The sequence below is a fragment of the Amycolatopsis thermophila genome, assembly GCF_030814215.1.
Classification (GTDB): Bacteria; Actinomycetota; Actinomycetes; order Mycobacteriales; family Pseudonocardiaceae; genus Amycolatopsis_E; species Amycolatopsis_E thermophila.
Map to the genome: position 1 here is coordinate 3,584,267 of NZ_JAUSUT010000001.1, position 15,956 is coordinate 3,600,222.

Annotated in this window: 13 protein-coding genes and 1 pseudogene; 8 read left to right on the forward strand and 6 right to left on the reverse strand. The window is 71.1% G+C overall.

Annotation, left to right across the window (positions count from 1 at the left end; genetic code table 11):
• Nucleotide 1: 1 nt before the first annotated feature.
• From FB470_RS17665 to FB470_RS17675, 3 genes are read left to right on the forward strand one after another with little or no spacing between them, the layout of a single operon-like run.
• On the forward strand, nucleotides 2–964 hold the full coding sequence (locus FB470_RS17665) for a class I SAM-dependent methyltransferase (RefSeq protein ID WP_306992925.1): 963 nt from the start codon (nucleotides 2–4) through the stop codon (nucleotides 962–964).
• Complete coding sequence (locus FB470_RS17670) at nucleotides 965–2,110, forward strand: class I SAM-dependent methyltransferase (RefSeq protein ID WP_306992926.1); 1,146 nt, start codon at nucleotides 965–967, stop codon at nucleotides 2,108–2,110.
• Nucleotides 2,111–2,160: 50 nt separating this feature from the next.
• A complete protein-coding gene (locus FB470_RS17675; protein ID WP_306992928.1) occupies nucleotides 2,161–2,901 on the forward strand; it encodes an HAD family acid phosphatase in 741 nt (246 codons plus the stop codon).
• 6 nt (nucleotides 2,902–2,907) lie between these two features.
• Here FB470_RS17675 and FB470_RS17680 read toward each other — a convergent pair whose 3' ends face one another.
• Nucleotides 2,908–4,302 (reverse strand): serine/threonine-protein kinase, encoded by a 1,395-nt coding sequence (locus tag FB470_RS17680; protein ID WP_306992930.1) that lies wholly within the window; start codon nucleotides 4,300–4,302, stop codon nucleotides 2,908–2,910.
• 1,114 nt (nucleotides 4,303–5,416) lie between these two features.
• On the opposite strand from FB470_RS17680, the gene FB470_RS17685 reads away from it, so the two are divergent.
• A complete protein-coding gene (locus tag FB470_RS17685) occupies nucleotides 5,417–7,522 on the forward strand; it encodes a DivIVA domain-containing protein (protein ID WP_306992932.1) in 2,106 nt (701 codons plus the stop codon).
• Nucleotides 7,523–8,058: 536 nt separating this feature from the next.
• On the opposite strand, the gene FB470_RS17690 is transcribed toward FB470_RS17685, so the two are convergent.
• Nucleotides 8,059–8,667: a hypothetical protein gene (locus FB470_RS17690; protein WP_306992934.1), complete on the reverse strand. Its 609-nt coding sequence runs from the start codon at nucleotides 8,665–8,667 to the stop codon at nucleotides 8,059–8,061.
• A 110-nt stretch (nucleotides 8,668–8,777) separates the two neighbouring features.
• Here FB470_RS17690 and FB470_RS17695 point away from each other — a divergent pair, with 110 nt between their 5' ends.
• The 3 genes from FB470_RS17695 to FB470_RS17705 all read left to right on the forward strand — a co-directional run bounded on the left by FB470_RS17695 (nucleotide 8,778) and on the right by FB470_RS17705 (nucleotide 11,945).
• Nucleotides 8,778–9,215: an Hsp20/alpha crystallin family protein gene (locus FB470_RS17695; protein WP_306992935.1), complete on the forward strand. Its 438-nt coding sequence runs from the start codon at nucleotides 8,778–8,780 to the stop codon at nucleotides 9,213–9,215.
• 98 nt (nucleotides 9,216–9,313) lie between these two features.
• Nucleotides 9,314–10,678: an FAD-binding oxidoreductase gene (locus tag FB470_RS17700; RefSeq protein WP_306992937.1), complete on the forward strand. Its 1,365-nt coding sequence runs from the start codon at nucleotides 9,314–9,316 to the stop codon at nucleotides 10,676–10,678.
• 4 nt (nucleotides 10,679–10,682) lie between these two features.
• Nucleotides 10,683–11,945, forward strand: a complete 1,263-nt coding sequence (locus tag FB470_RS17705) for an aminotransferase family protein (protein ID WP_306992939.1) — start codon at nucleotides 10,683–10,685, stop codon at nucleotides 11,943–11,945.
• A gap of 715 nt (nucleotides 11,946–12,660) precedes the next feature.
• Here FB470_RS17705 and FB470_RS17710 read toward each other — a convergent pair.
• The 3 genes and pseudogenes from FB470_RS17710 to FB470_RS17720 all read right to left on the reverse strand — a co-directional run.
• Nucleotides 12,661–13,227, reverse strand: coding sequence for an NADPH-dependent FMN reductase (locus tag FB470_RS17710; RefSeq protein ID WP_306992941.1), 567 nt, complete (start codon nucleotides 13,225–13,227; stop codon nucleotides 12,661–12,663).
• Between the two features lie 34 nt (nucleotides 13,228–13,261).
• Entirely contained in the window at nucleotides 13,262–13,753 is a 492-nt protein-coding gene (locus FB470_RS17715) for an NAD(P)-dependent oxidoreductase (protein WP_306992942.1), read from the reverse strand.
• A 572-nt stretch (nucleotides 13,754–14,325) separates the two neighbouring features.
• A pseudogene (locus FB470_RS17720) lies at nucleotides 14,326–14,424 on the reverse strand (hypothetical protein); the annotation flags it as partial.
• Between the two features lie 36 nt (nucleotides 14,425–14,460).
• Between FB470_RS17720 and FB470_RS17725 the strand changes: the two are divergent.
• A complete protein-coding gene (locus tag FB470_RS17725; protein ID WP_306992944.1) occupies nucleotides 14,461–14,820 on the forward strand; it encodes a winged helix-turn-helix transcriptional regulator in 360 nt (119 codons plus the stop codon).
• 43 nt (nucleotides 14,821–14,863) lie between these two features.
• On the opposite strand, the gene FB470_RS17730 is transcribed toward FB470_RS17725, so the two are convergent.
• Nucleotides 14,864–15,880 (reverse strand): Glu/Leu/Phe/Val dehydrogenase family protein, encoded by a 1,017-nt coding sequence (locus FB470_RS17730; protein WP_306992945.1) that lies wholly within the window; start codon nucleotides 15,878–15,880, stop codon nucleotides 14,864–14,866.
• Nucleotides 15,881–15,956 lie beyond the last annotated feature (76 nt).

Below are 15,956 nucleotides of genomic sequence, written 5' to 3' on the forward strand. Positions count from 1 at the left end.
GGTGACCGACACTGCGCACGATCCGAAGCCCAACCCGCACGCGACCGAGGAAGAGGTCCAGGCGGCGTATTCGGACCCGAAGCTGGCCAACATCCTCTACCACGACTGGGAGGCCGGCACCTACGACGAGAAGTGGTCGATCTCCTACGACGAGCGCTGCATCTCCTACGCGACCGACGTGTTCAACGCGGTCGCCGGCGAGGAGGGCCAGCCCTACCCGACCGCGATGGAGCTGGGCAGCGGCACCGGGTTCTTCCTGCTCAACCTGATGCAGGGCGGCGTGATCAAGAAGGGTTCGGTCACCGACCTCTCGCCGGGCATGGTGCAGGTCGCGCTGCGCAACGCGCGCAACCTCGGGCTCGACGTGGACGGCCGGGTCGCCGACGCGGAGCGCATCCCGTACCCGGACGCGAGCTTCGACCTGGTGGTGGGGCACGCGGTGCTGCACCACATCCCGGACGTGCCCGGCGCGCTGCGCGAGGTGCTGCGGGTGCTCAAGCCGGGCGGCCGGTTCGTCTTCGCGGGTGAACCGACCAGGATCGGCAACTTCTACGCCCGCAAGCTGGGCCAGCTGACCTGGTGGCTCACCACGAACATCACCAAGGTGCCCGCGCTCAACGACTGGCGGCGCCCGCAGGAGGAGCTGGACGAGTCCTCGCGCGCGGCGGCGCTGGAGGCCGTGGTCGACCTCCACACGTTCGACCCGTCGGAGCTGGAGCGCATGGCGCTGGGCGCCGGGGCGGTGGACGTCCGCGCGGTCACCGAGGAGTTCAGCGCGGCGCTGGCCGGGTGGCCGATCCGCACGTTCGAGGCAGCCGTGCCGCAGGAGAAGCTGACCGTGCGGTGGCGGATGTTCGCCTACCACCTGTGGCTGCGGTTGTCGGCGCTGGACAAGAAGGTGCTGGCCAAGGTCCTGCCGCGCGAGCTGTTCTACAACGTCATGATCACCGGCATCAAGCCGTAAGTGCCGTACGCGTTCACCCTCGATGACGTCGCCTTCCTCCGATCGGAGGAAGGCGCGCGTGCGCTGGCCGCCTGTGCGGCGCTGCCGCTGACCGACCGGATCGCCGACGTGGCGGCCGTGCGCAAGCTGGTGGGCGAGCGGTTCGCGGCGGTGCTGGAGACCGTGCTGCTGCGGCGCAAGGGCAAGCTCGACCCGTCCTGGCTGTACACCGGCGACGCGCTCCAGCAGGCCAGTGCGCCGCTGGTCGCCCGGCACCGCGCCGCGCGGCTGGACGGCCGCGACGTGCACGACGTGACCTGTTCGATCGGCGCCGACCTGGCCGAGCTGGCGCGGGTGGCGCGGCGCTGCGTCGGCTCCGACCTCGACCCGGTGCGACTGGCGATGGCGCGGCACAACTGCCCCGGCGTGCCGTTGGTCCAGGCGGACGCGCTGAAGCCGGTCAGCCGGGGCGCCGTCGTCGTGGCCGATCCGGCCCGCCGGGATTCCAGTGGCCGCCGCACCTGGCGTCCCGCCGACTTCGCACCGCCGTTGGACGAGCTGGCCGAGGTCTACGCGGGCCGGGACCTCGCGGTGAAGTGCGCGCCCGGCCTCGACCCTGCCGTGGTGCCGTGGGCGGCGGAGATCGAGCTGGTGTCGCTGGACGGCCAGGTGCGCGAGGCCTGCCTGTGGAGCGCCGGCCTGGCGACCGCGCACCGCCGGGCGACCGTCCTGCGCTCGGACGGTACACAGTGGACGCTGAGCGACCGGCACCCCTCCGACGTGGGCGCGGGCGAGCCCGGCGAGTGGATCGTCGACCCGGACGGCGCGGTCGTGCGCGCCGGGCTGGTCAAGCACTACGCCGCCCGGCACGGGCTGTGGCAGCTCGACGAGCGGATCGCCTACCTGACCGGCGACGAACCGCCGCCCGGGGTGCGGGCGTTCCGCGTCCTCGAGCACGGGCCGTACCAGGAGAAATCCCTGCGCGCGCTGTTGCGGGCGAGGGACGTGGGCCGGCTGGAGATCCTCGTGCGTGGTCTGGACGTCGACCCGGACGCGCTGCGCAAGCGGCTCAAGCTCAAGGGTGCGGGGGAGGCCAGCGTGGTGCTCACCCGGATCGGACGGACACCGCACTTCTTCCTCTGTCGCGCGGAGCGGGTTCCGCGGTAAGTTCACCTGCCGTTCACCGTCCACGGGGAGGGATCAGAGTGCGTGGGAAAATGTCCGGTTTGGTGAAGTTGGCCGCCGCGGCCGCGATCGGGGCGACGATCGCCGGGGGCACCACCGCGGTGGCGACGTCGGGCGGCAGTCACGAGCCGGCCAACCTGGGCCAGGTCAAGCTGGACGTCCAGGCCTACTACGGCAACTGGGTCGACGAGAGCGGCAAGCACCACGAGTCCGACGACAGCCGCTGGGCCGCGGACGTGCGCCGGCAGGTCGACGGGGCCCAGCGCTACCTCGCCACGCGCCTCCAGCAGGGCGTCCGCAACCCGGCGATCGTGCTGGACATCGACGACACCTCCGAGGTCACCTACGGCTGGGAGGCCGACAACGACTTCGGGTTCGACCCGGTCAAGCAGGAGAAGGCCATCGACGACGGCGCGTTCCCGGCGATCAAGCCGACGCTGGCGCTGGCGAACTGGGCCGCGCAGCACGGTGTCCGGGTGTACTTCCTGACCGGCCGCAAGGAGCACCAGGGCCCGGCGTCCCTGAAGAACCTGGCCAACGAGGGCTACCCGGCGCCCGCCGCGGCGTTCTTCAAGCCCGAAACCACCCCGCCGGACTACCTGCCGTGCGGCTTGACCTGCACCACCGTGCAGTACAAGTCCGGGACGCGGGCCCACATCGAAGCGGGCGGCGCGACGATCGTGCTCAACCTGGGCGACCAGTTCAGCGACCTCTCCGGGGGCCACGCCGAGCGGCCGGTCAAACTGCCGAACCCGATGTACTACCTGCCCTGACGGGGATCAGAGCGGGCCGCTGTCGCGGTTGATCAGCATCTTCCCGTCGCTTTCGATCATGTCGAGGTGGTGCCGCTCGCGGGAGTGCTTGCCGTCGAAGGCGAAGTCGAGCGTGACCTCGACGGTGTCGGCGTCTACCAGCCGCGGGCCGCCGACGATGGTCACCGAGGTGATGCCGGACCAGAACCGGACGTAGGCGGCCTTGCCCTGGGCGCGCAGGACGGGGCCGAGGCGTTCCCAGCCGGCGTCGGTGTCGCGCGGCATCAGGGCGTAGTAGTCGCTGACCGCCTGCACGGCCGAGGCCGGGCTGCTGGTAGCGCTGCTCGGGTTCGCGCTGGGGGTGCTGCTGTGCGACGCCGTCTCGGTGACGGTCGTCGTGGTGGGGGACGGCGGCGGTGCCGCCGAGGAGGTCGGGTTGGGTGCGGCGCCGCTCCCGGCCCAGTCGGGCAGGAGGATCACCAGGGCCACGGCCAGGGCGGCGACCCCGGCCAGCACGGCGCCGGCGAACGCGAATCTTCGTCTGGACGTCTTCTTCGGCGGCGCCGTGTCGGCCTTCGTCGGCGCAGCGAGCAGGGCCAGTTTGCCCAGCTCGGAGGCCAGTTCCGCCATCGTGGGGCGGGCCGCGGGGTCGACCTGGAGGATGCGGTCGAGGACGCCGGTGAGCGGTCCCGCGTGCTCGGGCGGGGCGACCCGGCCGGCGGCGGCCGCGTAGAGCAGGGCCATCTGGTTGTCGGTGTCGCCGTAGGGCATGCGGCCCTCGACCGCGGCGTACAGCGTGGCGCCGAGCGAGTACACGTCGGACTCGGGGCCGGGCTGTTCGCCGCGGGCGGTCTCGGGGGCGAGGAAGGCGGGGGTGCCGGCGAAGCGGCCGCTGCCGGTGAGGGTGCCGTCGTCGGCGGCCTTGGAGATGCCGAAGTCGGTGATCTTGGCGATGCCGTCGGCGCCGAGGAGGATGTTGCCGGGCTTGACGTCGCGGTGCACGATCCCGGCGGCGTGGGCGGCGGCCAGGGCGGATGCGGCGTGGGCGCCGATGCGGGCGACCTCGGCCGGCGGGAGGCTGCCGCGCTCGGCGAGGACCTCGGCCAGGCTGTGCGAGGGCAGGTATTCCATCACCAGCACGGGTTTGCCGTCGTCGTCGGCCACGTCGAACACGGTGATGGCGTGCGGGTGCTGCAGCCGCGCGGCGAGGCGGGCTTCGCGGAACGAGCGTTTGCGGGCCTGCTCGGCCTCAGCCGGTGTGAGCTGGGGCGGGATGAGAAGTTGTTTCACGGCAACGGTTCGGTCCAGTAGCTCGTCGGTCGCCTCCCAGACGACCCCCATCGCGCCACCGCCGATGTGACGTCGCAGCCGGTAGCGACCGGCGATGACGCGCGCGTTGTCCTGCCCATCGGTCTCCGTCACCCGGCAAGGCTACGGTGTCGGCCCGGCGGGGGCGCGGCAAACACCGCCAAACGACCGCCCCCGCAGCTCGAAGGTCGCCAAGGGGCGCCCGACCTGCCGGAAAAGGGTCAAGTAGGCGTTGAGACGCGGTTCCCCAGGTTTCCCGCGGCCGGGTCGTGGAGTGTCGTCCACTGCGCTGGGGCTCGGAGCGTTGCCCCGCGGGGTTCTCGGAGTGTCGTCCCAGTGCCGGTGCGGTGAGCCAGATCAGCCCGCCTCGACGCCTAGTCCGCTGCTCCCGGGCCACGATCGCCTGATCACAGCCACGCGCCGCGAGGGCCGCACGCGCCGGCCGTTCGACCTGGTCGTCAGCAGGCGAGCCCGCCCCCGCCTGCCACGGCTGATGTCCGCGCCACCAGCGCCTTTACCCCACCCCGCCCCGGCGGTCGTGAGCGCCGGGTCCCGCACGAGCGCGCGTCTCTCGTGGCGCATGCACCCTGGCCAGGCGTGCGCCGTGCTGAGTGCACTCTGGCCGCGTCGACCGGCCCGCCGACGCTCTGACTGCGCGCACTGCCCGCCTCCACTGTGGCCGTGCGGGCACCGGCTGCCTGCACGGTGACCGCGCGCCCACCGGCTGCCTGCCCAGTGGCCGCCTGCGCACTGGTCGCGTGACACACCCGCCGCGTGCGCATTGGCGCTTTGCCCTGGCCGTGTGTGCACGGACCGCCTGCTCATCGGCCGTCTGCTCGCTCGCTGCCTGCATTGGCCGCCCGCATACGGGCCGCGGTGGGTGTGCTCGCTGGCGGCCTGCTCACTGGCCGCGTCCAAACCCACCTCGACTGGCGCCTCGATCCCCGGCCATCGGCAAATCCCGCTCCAGCCGGGAGTTCCGTGGTCTGGTCCGTACCGCGCCTGCCTTTACCTCGACTGGACGTTGAAGGTTGTCGCGGCATCCGCGGCCACCTGGGAAGCCGAGATTGCACACGGTGATCACCGGCGCGCCTCTGGGGTACGCGAAAGTCGGCCGCGTCACCACGCACCGGTGAATCGGAAATTGGCGCCTGGTGGCGGGAAGTCGTTCCTCCGCAAGCCGCGTGCCGCCATCCGGCTGGGGATCGCGGGCACGGAGGTGATGCTCGTGAGGGCCGTTCTGCCGGTGTCACAGCGGGAAATTCCCCCGCTCGGCCCCGGCGGGTGGACGACGGGCGCGGATGAGAGGATGCTGGGCAGTGGCAGGCTTTCAGCAGCTTTTGTCCACTCAGGACAGTCTCTTCGGGAGGTGCGGATGACGGCCGTGGACGCTCGCGAGGATCTGGTGCCACTGCGGACGGATTTCGACCGCTCGTGGCGGGGCTACGATGCGAGGCAGGTGCAGGCGTACGTCCGTGCTGTCGAGGCTGACCTGCGGACGGTGATCGCGGATCGCGATGCGGCGGTGGCTGCCATCGAGCGTCTGGCGGCGGGGCTGGAGGATCTGCGCAGCGAGAACGATGCCCTGCGTGCGAAGATCGACCGGATCAGCCGGACGCCGATCGAGGCGGAGGGGCTGACCGAGCGGTTGCTGCGCATGGTCGAGCTGGCCGAGGACGAGGCTGCCGAGGTGACCGAGCGGGCGCGGCTCGCGGCCGAGCGGAGCTGGGCGGCGGCCGAACAGGCGGCCGGCCGCCTGCGGGAACGGCACGAGCGCCTGGTCGCCGAGCTGGATGCCCGGCGCCGGGAGATGGCCGAGGAGCAGGCCGAGATCATGCGGCGGACCCAGGCGGAGGTCGACCTGATGACCCGCCAGGCGACGCAGAGCAGGCACAAGCTGGACGAGCAGGCCGCGCGCCGCCGCGCCGAGATCGAGAAGGACTTCGAAGAGGCGATGGCGGTCCGTCGCGCCACCGCGATGCGGACGATCGCCGAACGCGAGGCCGAAGCCCGCGCCAAGGCGGAAAAGCTGGTGACCGACGCGCAGAACAAGGCTGACGAGCTGCTGTCTTCGGCCCGCGCCGAGGCCGACGAGCTGCTGAGCTCCGCCCGCGCCGAAGCCTCGGCAACAACGACTTCCGCGCGCACCGAAGCGGACGAGCTGCTGACTTCCGCCCGAACCGAAGCCGACGAGCTGCTGACCTCGGCCCGCGCCGAAGCGGCCGCAACAACAACCTCCGCGCGTCGGGAGGCTGACGAGCTGCTGTCGTCGGCCCGCGCCGAAGCCGAGCAGACGGTGTCCTCCGCCCGTGGCGAGGCCGAGACGACACTGGCCGCCGCCCGTGCCGAGGCGGACGAGCTGCTGACTTCGGCTCTGAACGAGGCATCCGAGAGGGAGTCGTCTGCCCTCGCCAAGGCCGAGGAGCTGCTGACCTCCGCTCGCGCCGAAGCCGAGGCGCTGCAGGCCAAGGCCACCAAGCAGGAAGCCGATGCCCGGGCGCAGGCGGACAAACTGGTCACCGAAGCGACGGACCGAGCTCGTTCCCTGGTCGCCGAGGCAACCGTCCGCGCCGAGGACAAGGTCACCAGGGCCAGCGCCCAGGCCGAAAAACTGCTGGCCGAAGCCACCGCCCTCGCGAACCGCCGCACCACCGAGGCGCAGGCCAAGGTCGACCAGCTGAACAAGATCCGCGACGACGCGGTTCGCCGCCTCCGCGCGGTGAACGAACTCCTCACCAAGGCAACCCCGCTCCTGAGCGAGGCGGCGACCACTCGGAACTCACGGGACACCACGCCCCAGGACACCCCAGCCGACGCCGATCCCGAGCTGCCGAAGACAGCCGCCACCCCAGCCCGAGCCGAGTCTGCGCAACCAGGGTCACCGCGATCCGACTCGCCCCGACCCGAGTCGACAGAGGCAAAGTCAACCCGGCCTGAACCAGCCGGTTCCGAGGCGCCCCGCCCCGACTCAACAACTCGACCGCAGCCAGCCGGTTCCGAGTCGGCGCGGCCCCAGTCAACTCCGTTGGAGTCAGCCGGTTCCGAGGCGCCGCGACCTCAGTCAACTCCGCCGGAGTCAGCCGGTTCCGAGGCGCCGCGGCCCCAGTCAACTCCGCCGGAGCCAGCCGGGTCCCAGGCGGCGCGATCCGAGTCGGCCCGACCGGGGGCATCTCGCTCCGAGCTGGCCGGCTCCGAGTCGACCCGGTCTGAGCCGGCCCAGCCGGAACCGGTGGCTGCACTCGCCGCACGCCCGTCCCCGGTGCCGCGCGTGGAGATCTCAGTCCCCGAACAAGCCAGCGCGCCCGAAATCTCCCCGGTGGAGATCACTCCCTGAGGGCGACATCCCCAAGCGTCCACCCCATTCGTGCCTACAGCCCGGCTCCCCCACATGCGGGCGACAAGCTTGCCCCCGCGGTGGGTACGCGACGGACCACCCGTCTGGGTGGCGCGCCCGGCGAGCCGCGCCAGCTCCTCGCTGGTCAGGAGCGCGCTGACGGCAGGTCCGCCTCAGTCCAGCGCGTCACCTGAACGGGCGAAACAACCTGCGCCCCGCCGAGCGAGCCTGTGCCCGTGACCCGCCATGCCGTGAGGGCCCTGCCTGACCGCCTCCGACGTTTCCCGGGCGGTGTCCGGTCACCGCTCTGCCGCAGCCCGTCGCCGCTCAAGGACGCCCTTGCCGGTGGCCGCGCCGCTCGATGGTTCTCCCTCCGGAGACCCAGCGAAAGCCCTACACGGGACCGAACACCTCGCTCACACCTGCCAAAAACCACGCCCGCCCCAGCAGGGACATCAGACGCAGCGCCGGTTCACGCGCCGCTGGTTCGTCTCCTGGCAACCCACTGCGTACCGTTTGTCCGGCTCGGCGACACGTCAGGACCCGTTGCCTGACCGGGATGACTGCCTCCTTTCCTGGGTCTCCCTGCGGACCCGTTCCGTATGTGTGGCGATCTCCGAGATCTCCACAGCCAGTGCGGGATACGCGTGGTCGAGGTGCTGGCCCACCCCGGCCAGGGGTGACAGCAACGCCGCGGCGTCGTCCTCGGCGAGCGCTCGCCGGACCTTGCCCACTCCCGGCACTCCCTTCAGTGCGCTGACCTGGCCCGCCAGCCGGCGCAGCGAGGCGGAGTTCTCGCGGGCCCACTGGACGATCGCCCTGTCCTCCGCCCGTCGGTCCCGTGTCTCCTGCACTCGCTCATCCGCGGTGTTGTCGCTTCCCGCGGCATCCCGGAGCCGCAGGTAACGGCGCTCAGCCGCCTGTCTGCTCGCCACGCCGAGCGCCGGCGCCAGCTCCGCCCAGCTGACTCCGAGTTCGCGTGCCGCCCTGATGAGCTGCGGTTCCCAGGTCATCAGCTCCTCGCGAAGCTCCCGCAACACCCGCAGCGCGGCGAGGACCTTCCTCGGTTCGTGCTCGGCGGTGGCTCCGCCGAGCACTTCCTCCAGTAGTTCCAGTGCGTCATGCATCTTTTCGTTGGGCGGCACCCTGTCATCATGCCGATGACGACGACACTTGTCAACGGAACGACGACGCGCTATAACTGTGGTGTGCGACGTCAACTCCGACAGTGAAACGAGACCGAGGAGGTGTCCTGATGTTGATGCGCACCGATCCTTTCCGTGAGCTGGACCGCCTGACCCAGCAGGTGTTCGGCCAGGGGGCCGGAACGTGGTCGCGCCCCGCCGCGATGCCGATGGACGCGTATCGCGCGGGCGATGAGTTCGTGGTTGTGTTCGACCTGCCCGGCGTGAGCCCGGACGCGATCGAGCTGGACATCGAACGCAACGTCCTGACTGTGAAGGCGGAGCGGCGCCCCTCCGCCACTGGTGACAACGTCGAGATGCAGGTGGCCGAGCGGCCGCTCGGGGTGTTCTCCCGCCAGCTCTTCCTGAGCGACACGCTCGACACCGACAACGTGAAGGCGAGCTACGAGGGGGGTGTTCTCACGCTGCGGATCCCGGTATCGGAGGCCGCGAAGCCGCGCAAGATCGCGATCGAGAGTGGTGAGAGCCGAAAGGAGATCTCCGCCTGAGACCACACCGAGAAGGGGGGTGATGCCCGGATGTCCGCGGGCGAGCGCCCGGGCATCACCCGGTTCTCTCGCCGCCCAGGGGCCGATACGGTGAGCCGGTGGGACTCATCGCCGAGCTCGAAGCTGATTTCGTCACCGCAGATCCGGACGTCTTGGCCGGATACCGCTTCGACCAAGCCGGCTTCGGCACCGCTGGTGTGCCGATAGCTCTGGCGCGGCCGACCGAGACCGCTGAGGTCGTCCAGATCCTGCGCGTCGCCTCCCGGCATCGGATCCCTGTGGTGCCGCAGGGGGCCAGGACCGGACTGTCGGGTGGAGCAAACGCGATCGACGGGGCGATTCTGCTCTCGCTCGAGCGAATGACCCGGATCCTGGACATTGACGAGGTCAACCACACGGCCACCGTGCAGCCAGGGGTCGTGAACGCGGTCCTGTCCCAGGCGGTCGAGGGGAAGGGCCTGTTCTACCCGCCAGACCCCGGCTCGTGGGAGTCGTCGACCATCGGCGGGAATGTGGCCACCAACGCTGGTGGACTGTGCTGTGTGAAGTACGGCGTGACCAGTGATTTCGTGCGTGAACTGGAGGTGGTGCTCGCTGACGGCCGCGTGCTGCGTACCGGCCGGAGGACGGCGAAGGGAGTGGCCGGGTACGACTTGGTGCGGTTGTTCACCGGTTCGGAGGGGACCCTCGGTGTGATCACGGAGGTCACCGTGGCGTTGCGGGCCGTCGCGGAGGCGCCGTTGACGGCCGTGGCGTTCTTCGCGTCGCCGCCGGCCGCGTGCCGGACCGTGACCGAATACCTCAGCGCCGGCCAGCGGCCGTCGGTCCTGGAGTTGATGGACAAGCCGACGATCGACGCGGTCGCGGCCTACCGTGACCTGGGATTCCCGGCCGACGTCGAAGCTGTGCTGATCGCCCAGTCCGATCGCGGCCCAGCGGCGCCACAGGATCTCGAGGCCTTCGCGAAGGTCGCGCGGACCTGCGGAGCGACCGAAGTGCTCGTGGCGAGCGACCGCGCCGAGGCGGACATGCTCATCGCGGCGAGGCGGCTCGCCGGTGTGGCGATGGAGCGGCTCGGTGACCGGCTCGTGGACGACGTGTGCGTGCCTCGTTCCCGGCTGGCCGAGTTCTTCGAGGGGGTCACCGCCATCTCGCGGAAGCACGACGTCCTGATCCCGACGTGCGGCCACGCCGGGGACGGCAACATGCACCCGAACGTCGTATTCGACGGCTCCGATCCGGACTCGGTGCGTCGCGGGCGTGCCGCGTTCGACGCGATCATGGCGCTCGGCCTCGAGCTGGGCGGCACGATCACCGGGGAACACGGCGTCGGCACGTTGAAGCGGGACTGGCTGGAAACGGAGCTGGGCGAGGTCGGCGTTTCCGTGCACCAGGCGGTCAAGCAGGCGTTCGACCCGCTGGGGATTCTCAACCCCGGCAAGGTCGTCCGCCAGCTAACGTGAGGTCATGGATACAGCACTGTGGCATCCGTTCTCGGACATGGCCGTCGTGCGGGACGACGAGTTCGTCCTCGAACGCGGTGATGACGTGTGGGTGTATGACGCTGCCGGCAACCGCTACCTGGATGCCACGGCCAGCCTCTGGTACGCCAACGTCGGCCATGGCCGGGCGGAGATCGCCGACGCGGCTGCCGAGCAGATGCGGAAGCTCGCCGGTTACTCCATCTTCGGCGACTTCGCGAACGAACCGGCCCGCGCGCTCGCGGCACGGCTCGCCGGGCTCGCGCCGATGCCCGACGCCAAGGTCTTCCTCACTACCGGTGGCGGCGAGGCGATCGACAGCGCCGTCAAGATCGCGCGCCGGTACCACGCCGCGCAGGGGCAGCCGGAGCGCGTGCACGTCATCAGCCGTACGAACTCCTACCACGGCACCAACGGCATCGGCACCGGCGTCGCCGGCATCGAGGCCAACCGGACGGGCTTCGGCGAGATTCTGCCTTCGTCGTCGCGCGTCGCCTACGACTCGGTCGAGGCACTGCGGGAGGAGATCCGGCGCGTCGGCCCGGAGCGGGTGGCGGCGTTCCTGTTCGAGCCGGTCATCGGTGCGGGCGGCGTGCTCGCTCCGCCGGAGGGCTACGTGCAGGGTGTTGCGGACGTGTGCCGGGAGTTCGGCGTCCTGGTGATCGCCGACGCGGTGATCTGCGGGTTCGGTCGTCTCGGGAGCTGGTTCGGGGTCGAGCGATGGGGCATCGAACCGGACCTGATCACCTTCGCCAAGGGCGTCACCAGTGGATACCTGCCGCTGGGTGGCGTGATCGCGCACGGTCGCGTCGCGGAGCCGTTCTGGGACCGGCCTGGCACGACGCTGCGGCACGGCGCCACCTACTCCGGTCACCCTGCCTGTTGCGCCGCGGCGCTGGCAAACATCGACATCCTTGAGCGCGACAACCTGGTTGAGCGCGGCCGGCTCCTGGAGAGCGAACTCGCAACCGCGCTCGAGCCGTTGACCACACACCCTCTCGTTCGCGAGGTGCGGGCAGGCACTGGGCTGCTGGCTGCCGTCGAACTGGAGCCGGACCTGTTCGACCGCCTGCCCTCGGCGGTGCCCGACCTCAGTCTGCTCATCCGCCAGCAGGGCGTGCTGCCCCGGACGCTGGCGAAGGCGCTGGCCGTGTCGCCGCCGTTGACCATCCAGAGCGCGGAGATCCAGGAGATCGCGCGGGCGTTCGCCGCGGGGCTCGACGAGCTGGCGCTGAAGGCGGGAGCTTGACCCGGCGGACCTGACGGCAGGCTGGACTTGGGCCCGCCCGCCCGCAGGCTTGGCGCCGGTGCGTTGCTTAGGCCCTTCGCGGTGCACAAACTTGCCGGAGGGCCGGGGTCATTGGTCGACGTATGTCGCCACGGGCGGGGACGACCCCCAGTCGTCCCCGCCCGCGAGACACGATGCCGCAGGACGGCGCTCGCTGCCACCCACCTACCGGGGGAATAGCCGCAACCGCAGCCTCAGGGGAGAGGCGGCGTGCCCTGTGCGGCCGGCCGGGCCACCGTCCCACCCGGCCATGCCGGGTGGGTGGTGGAGTGGCTGAGCCACTGGCCCGCCGTGACTCCCGGCTGGAGTTCCGCCGGGGTGGTTGGTGGAGTGGGTGAGCCACTGGCCCGCCGTGACTCCCGGCTGGAGTTCCGCCGGGGTGGTTGGTGGAGTGGGTGCGCCAGAGATCCACCGTGACCCGCGGCTGGAGTTCCGCCCGGGCGGGCGGGTGGTGAAGTGGCTGAGCCACTGGCCCGCCGAGCGGCCGGTCGCATGGGTCGCGTCATGGACGCGGGGTGGCGGAGTGGCTCAGCCACGGACCTGCCGAGTATCCGGCCGCCGCCCGGGCTGGGCTGCATAGGCGGTGGAGTGGCTGAGCCACCCGCCCAGCTGCTCCCGACCACCCGAACGTGGCCAGCCGCGCGCGAACTGCAAACGATCGCCGCATCGGGCGGGATCAGCTGCCGTAGGGGCGGGTGCGCCGAGCGGTGCGGAGGGCTTCGGCCCACCAGGCGAGCTGGTCGAGGAGCGCTTTGGCCGCCGCGGTGGGGCCCGCCGGGTCCACCAGCGCACCGGAGTCGTCGAAGAGGCTCCAGGCTCCGTGGAAGCTCACCGTCTCGCGGATGGTCACCGCGTGCAGCTCGGCGAAGACCGGGCGCAGGTGCTCGACCGCGCGCAATCCGCCGGACAACCCGCCGTACGACACGAACGCCACCGGCTTCGCCTGCCACTGCGTGCCGTGCCAGTCCAGCAGTGTCTTCAACGAGGCCGGGTAGCTGTGGTTGTACTCCGGCGTCACCACCACGAACGCGTCGGCCCGCTCCAGCCGCTCGCCGACCGCCGCCACCTCGGGTGTCGTCCGGCCGGAGAGGGTCGCGGGCAGGTTCGCGTCCGCCAGGTCGATCACGTCGGTCCGGAAGTCGCCATGCGCGTCCGCCTGCTCGGCGAACCACTTCGCCACGACCGGGCCGAACCGGCCCTCGCGGGTGCTTCCGATGATCACCGCAACATCAAGTTGTTCCATGCCGCCCAGGATTGAACCTCGACAATACTTGAGGTCAAGAGCCGGTGATCAGCAAATGTTCGCGGTGAAAGCGCGGGCTCACCGCTTCGTCGACCAGGGCGACGGCGAAGTCCGCGCTGGTAATCCGGTCCGCGAGGTCCCCGTGCGGCGCGACGCGATACCCACCGGCCGGCGCTCCGCTGTGATCGAAGTCTCCGGCCGGGCTCACGTACAGCCAATCCACGTCGCTTGCGCGCAGCACGTCGAGCCCCGCCGCGTGCGCTGCGCCGAACGGGCGGAACTCGTCGGGGAAGCCGGGCGCGTCCATGAGCAGCCCGCCGGACGGACCGGGGGCGAGCGAGGCGAGTCCGACGACGATCAGGCGCGCCGGGCTTGCGTCGACCAGTGCGCGCGACGAGGCGGTGAAGAACGAGTGCGGGTCGGTGCCCGCGCCATACACCACCGCGGCGGAGATGACCGCGTCCTGGTCCTTGGTGAGAGCGGCGACTGAGGCGGGGTCGGTGATGTCGCCCGCGACGAGCCGCACGGGTGCGGCGGGGATGGTGGGGTTCGGTTCGGGGATGGGGGCACCGGCCGGGGGTGGGGCGGCGAGGTTGTCGGCTGCCGGGTTGCGGCGGGGACGTGGGGTTTGGTCGGGAGGTGGGGGCTTCCGGTGAGGTGGGAGACGGTGGGGTCGGCGGTTGCCGGTTGCGGGGTTGTGGTGGGGGCGTGGGGTTTGGTCGGGAGGTGGGGGCTTCCGGTGAGGTGGGAGACGGTGGGGTTGGCGGTTGCCGGTTGTGGGGTTGTGGTGGGGGCGTGGGGTTTGGTCTGGAGGTGGGGGCTTTCGGTGTGTTGGGAGACGGTGGGGTTGGCGGTTGCCGGTTGTGGGGTTGTGGCGGGGAGTGCGAGGTTCGGTTCGGCGGTGGAGGCTCCGGCTGGGGCGGGGACGGCGCGGTGGGTCGTCGGCGGCTGTGGGGGCGGCGCGGTGGGGATGACTGGGGTCTCGTCCTGGGTGGGGGTTGCGGCGTCCTGCTCTGCGGGGAGCCCTGGGCTTGCCGCCAGCCAGGAGTTCTCCAGGGCTGCGTACTTCGCGGGGTCGCGCACGACCGCGGTCACCTCGTGGCCGCGGCGTAGTGCTTCCGCGACGGCTGCTCGGCCCACGCGCCCGCCGGCGCCGAAGATCACGATTCTGCTCACCCGGCCGAACCTAGCCGCCACCCCGGTTTCCTCCCGGATACCGGCTACCGTGGCACCATGCGCGAACCCCTCGCCCCGGACATGTTCGACGAGCTCTGCCCGTCCGGCCTGGCGCCGATCCGGTTCGGCGACAAGTGGGCGCCCCTCGTGATCGCCTGCCTCGAAGGCGGCCCCCGGCGCTTTTCCGAACTCCGCGTGCCCCTGCGTCGCGTCACGCCGAAAATGCTCACGAAATCACTGCGCGGCCTCGAACGCCACGGCCTCGTCCAGCGCACCGGCCAAACGCACCTCGAGTACGCACTCACCCCGCTCGGGCGCAGCATGCTCGAACCGATGAAAGTCGTGTGCGCCTGGGCCGGTGAGCACTGGGAGGAACTCCTCGACGCCCGTGAAGCCTACGACAACCGACTCGGATAATCCTTTTAGGACAAAATTGGCCGAGTGCGGAGCGGCTCGATCCTCAGCGTGAACCGGCCAAACGAGCGTCCACGAGGGACAGTGCCTCGCGCAGCGGCGTGCTTCCGTTGGCCCGCGCGGCATCCAGCACCGACGACACCGTGTCGCCGATCGCGTGGACTCGCGACATCGCCTCGGCGTGGCTCAGCCCCTCGATCTCGCGCAGCAGGATGTAGACCGCCCCACCGGCGCTCGCCACGAAGTCCGGCACCCACACGATTCCCCGTGCGGCCAGCGCGTCGGCGACCGACTCGTCGGTGAGCTGGTTGTTCGCCGGGCCCACGATCATCGGCGCGGACAGCTCGGGCACCAGCTCCGCGGACAGCACTCCGCCCACCGCGGCCGGTACGAGGATGTCCGCGGGCGTCCGCAACGCCTTCTCCGGCAGCACCCACTCGTAGCCCGACGACCGTTTCGAATCGTCCACATCGGACACGAGTACCCGTGCGCCCGCCTCCGCCACGTGCCGGGCCAGCAGCCCGCCCACCGAACCCAGGCCGCTGATCACCACCGTCCGCCCGCTCAGCGAGGCGCTGCCGAACACTCGCGTCGCCCCCGCGCGCAACGCCTCGAACACCCCCACCGCGGTCGGCGCGCTCGACGATCCCGTCCCGCCCTGCGACTCCGGCAGGCAGAACACCCGGGACGTCGTGCGCCGCACCACCACCATGTCGTCCGGACCGGTCCCGACGTCCGGCCCGCCGAAGTACGCGCCGCCGAACGACTCGATCACCTCGCCCAGGTCGAGCAGCGCCGCCTCCCGCAACTCCGGCGTCAGGTCCACATCCGGTCCGAGCGCGATCACGCTCTTGCCGCCGCCGAAGTCCAGCCCGGCCGCGGCGTTCTTGGACGTCATCGCCTCGGACAGGCGCAACGCGTCGGCCAGTCCGTCCCGCCAGTCCGGGTACCGGCGCACGCGGATGCCGCCCGCGGCCGGGCCGAGCGCGGTCGAGTGGATCGCGACGATCAGGGGAAGTCCGGAGCGCCGGCCGTGCCGGATCCTCACCTCTTCATGCTTCATGCGCGGAAAGCTAGGCTGATGCCCAACGGGGAAGCGTCGCCGCCGAACGATATTCGGCAGGAGAGCGGGGGCTACG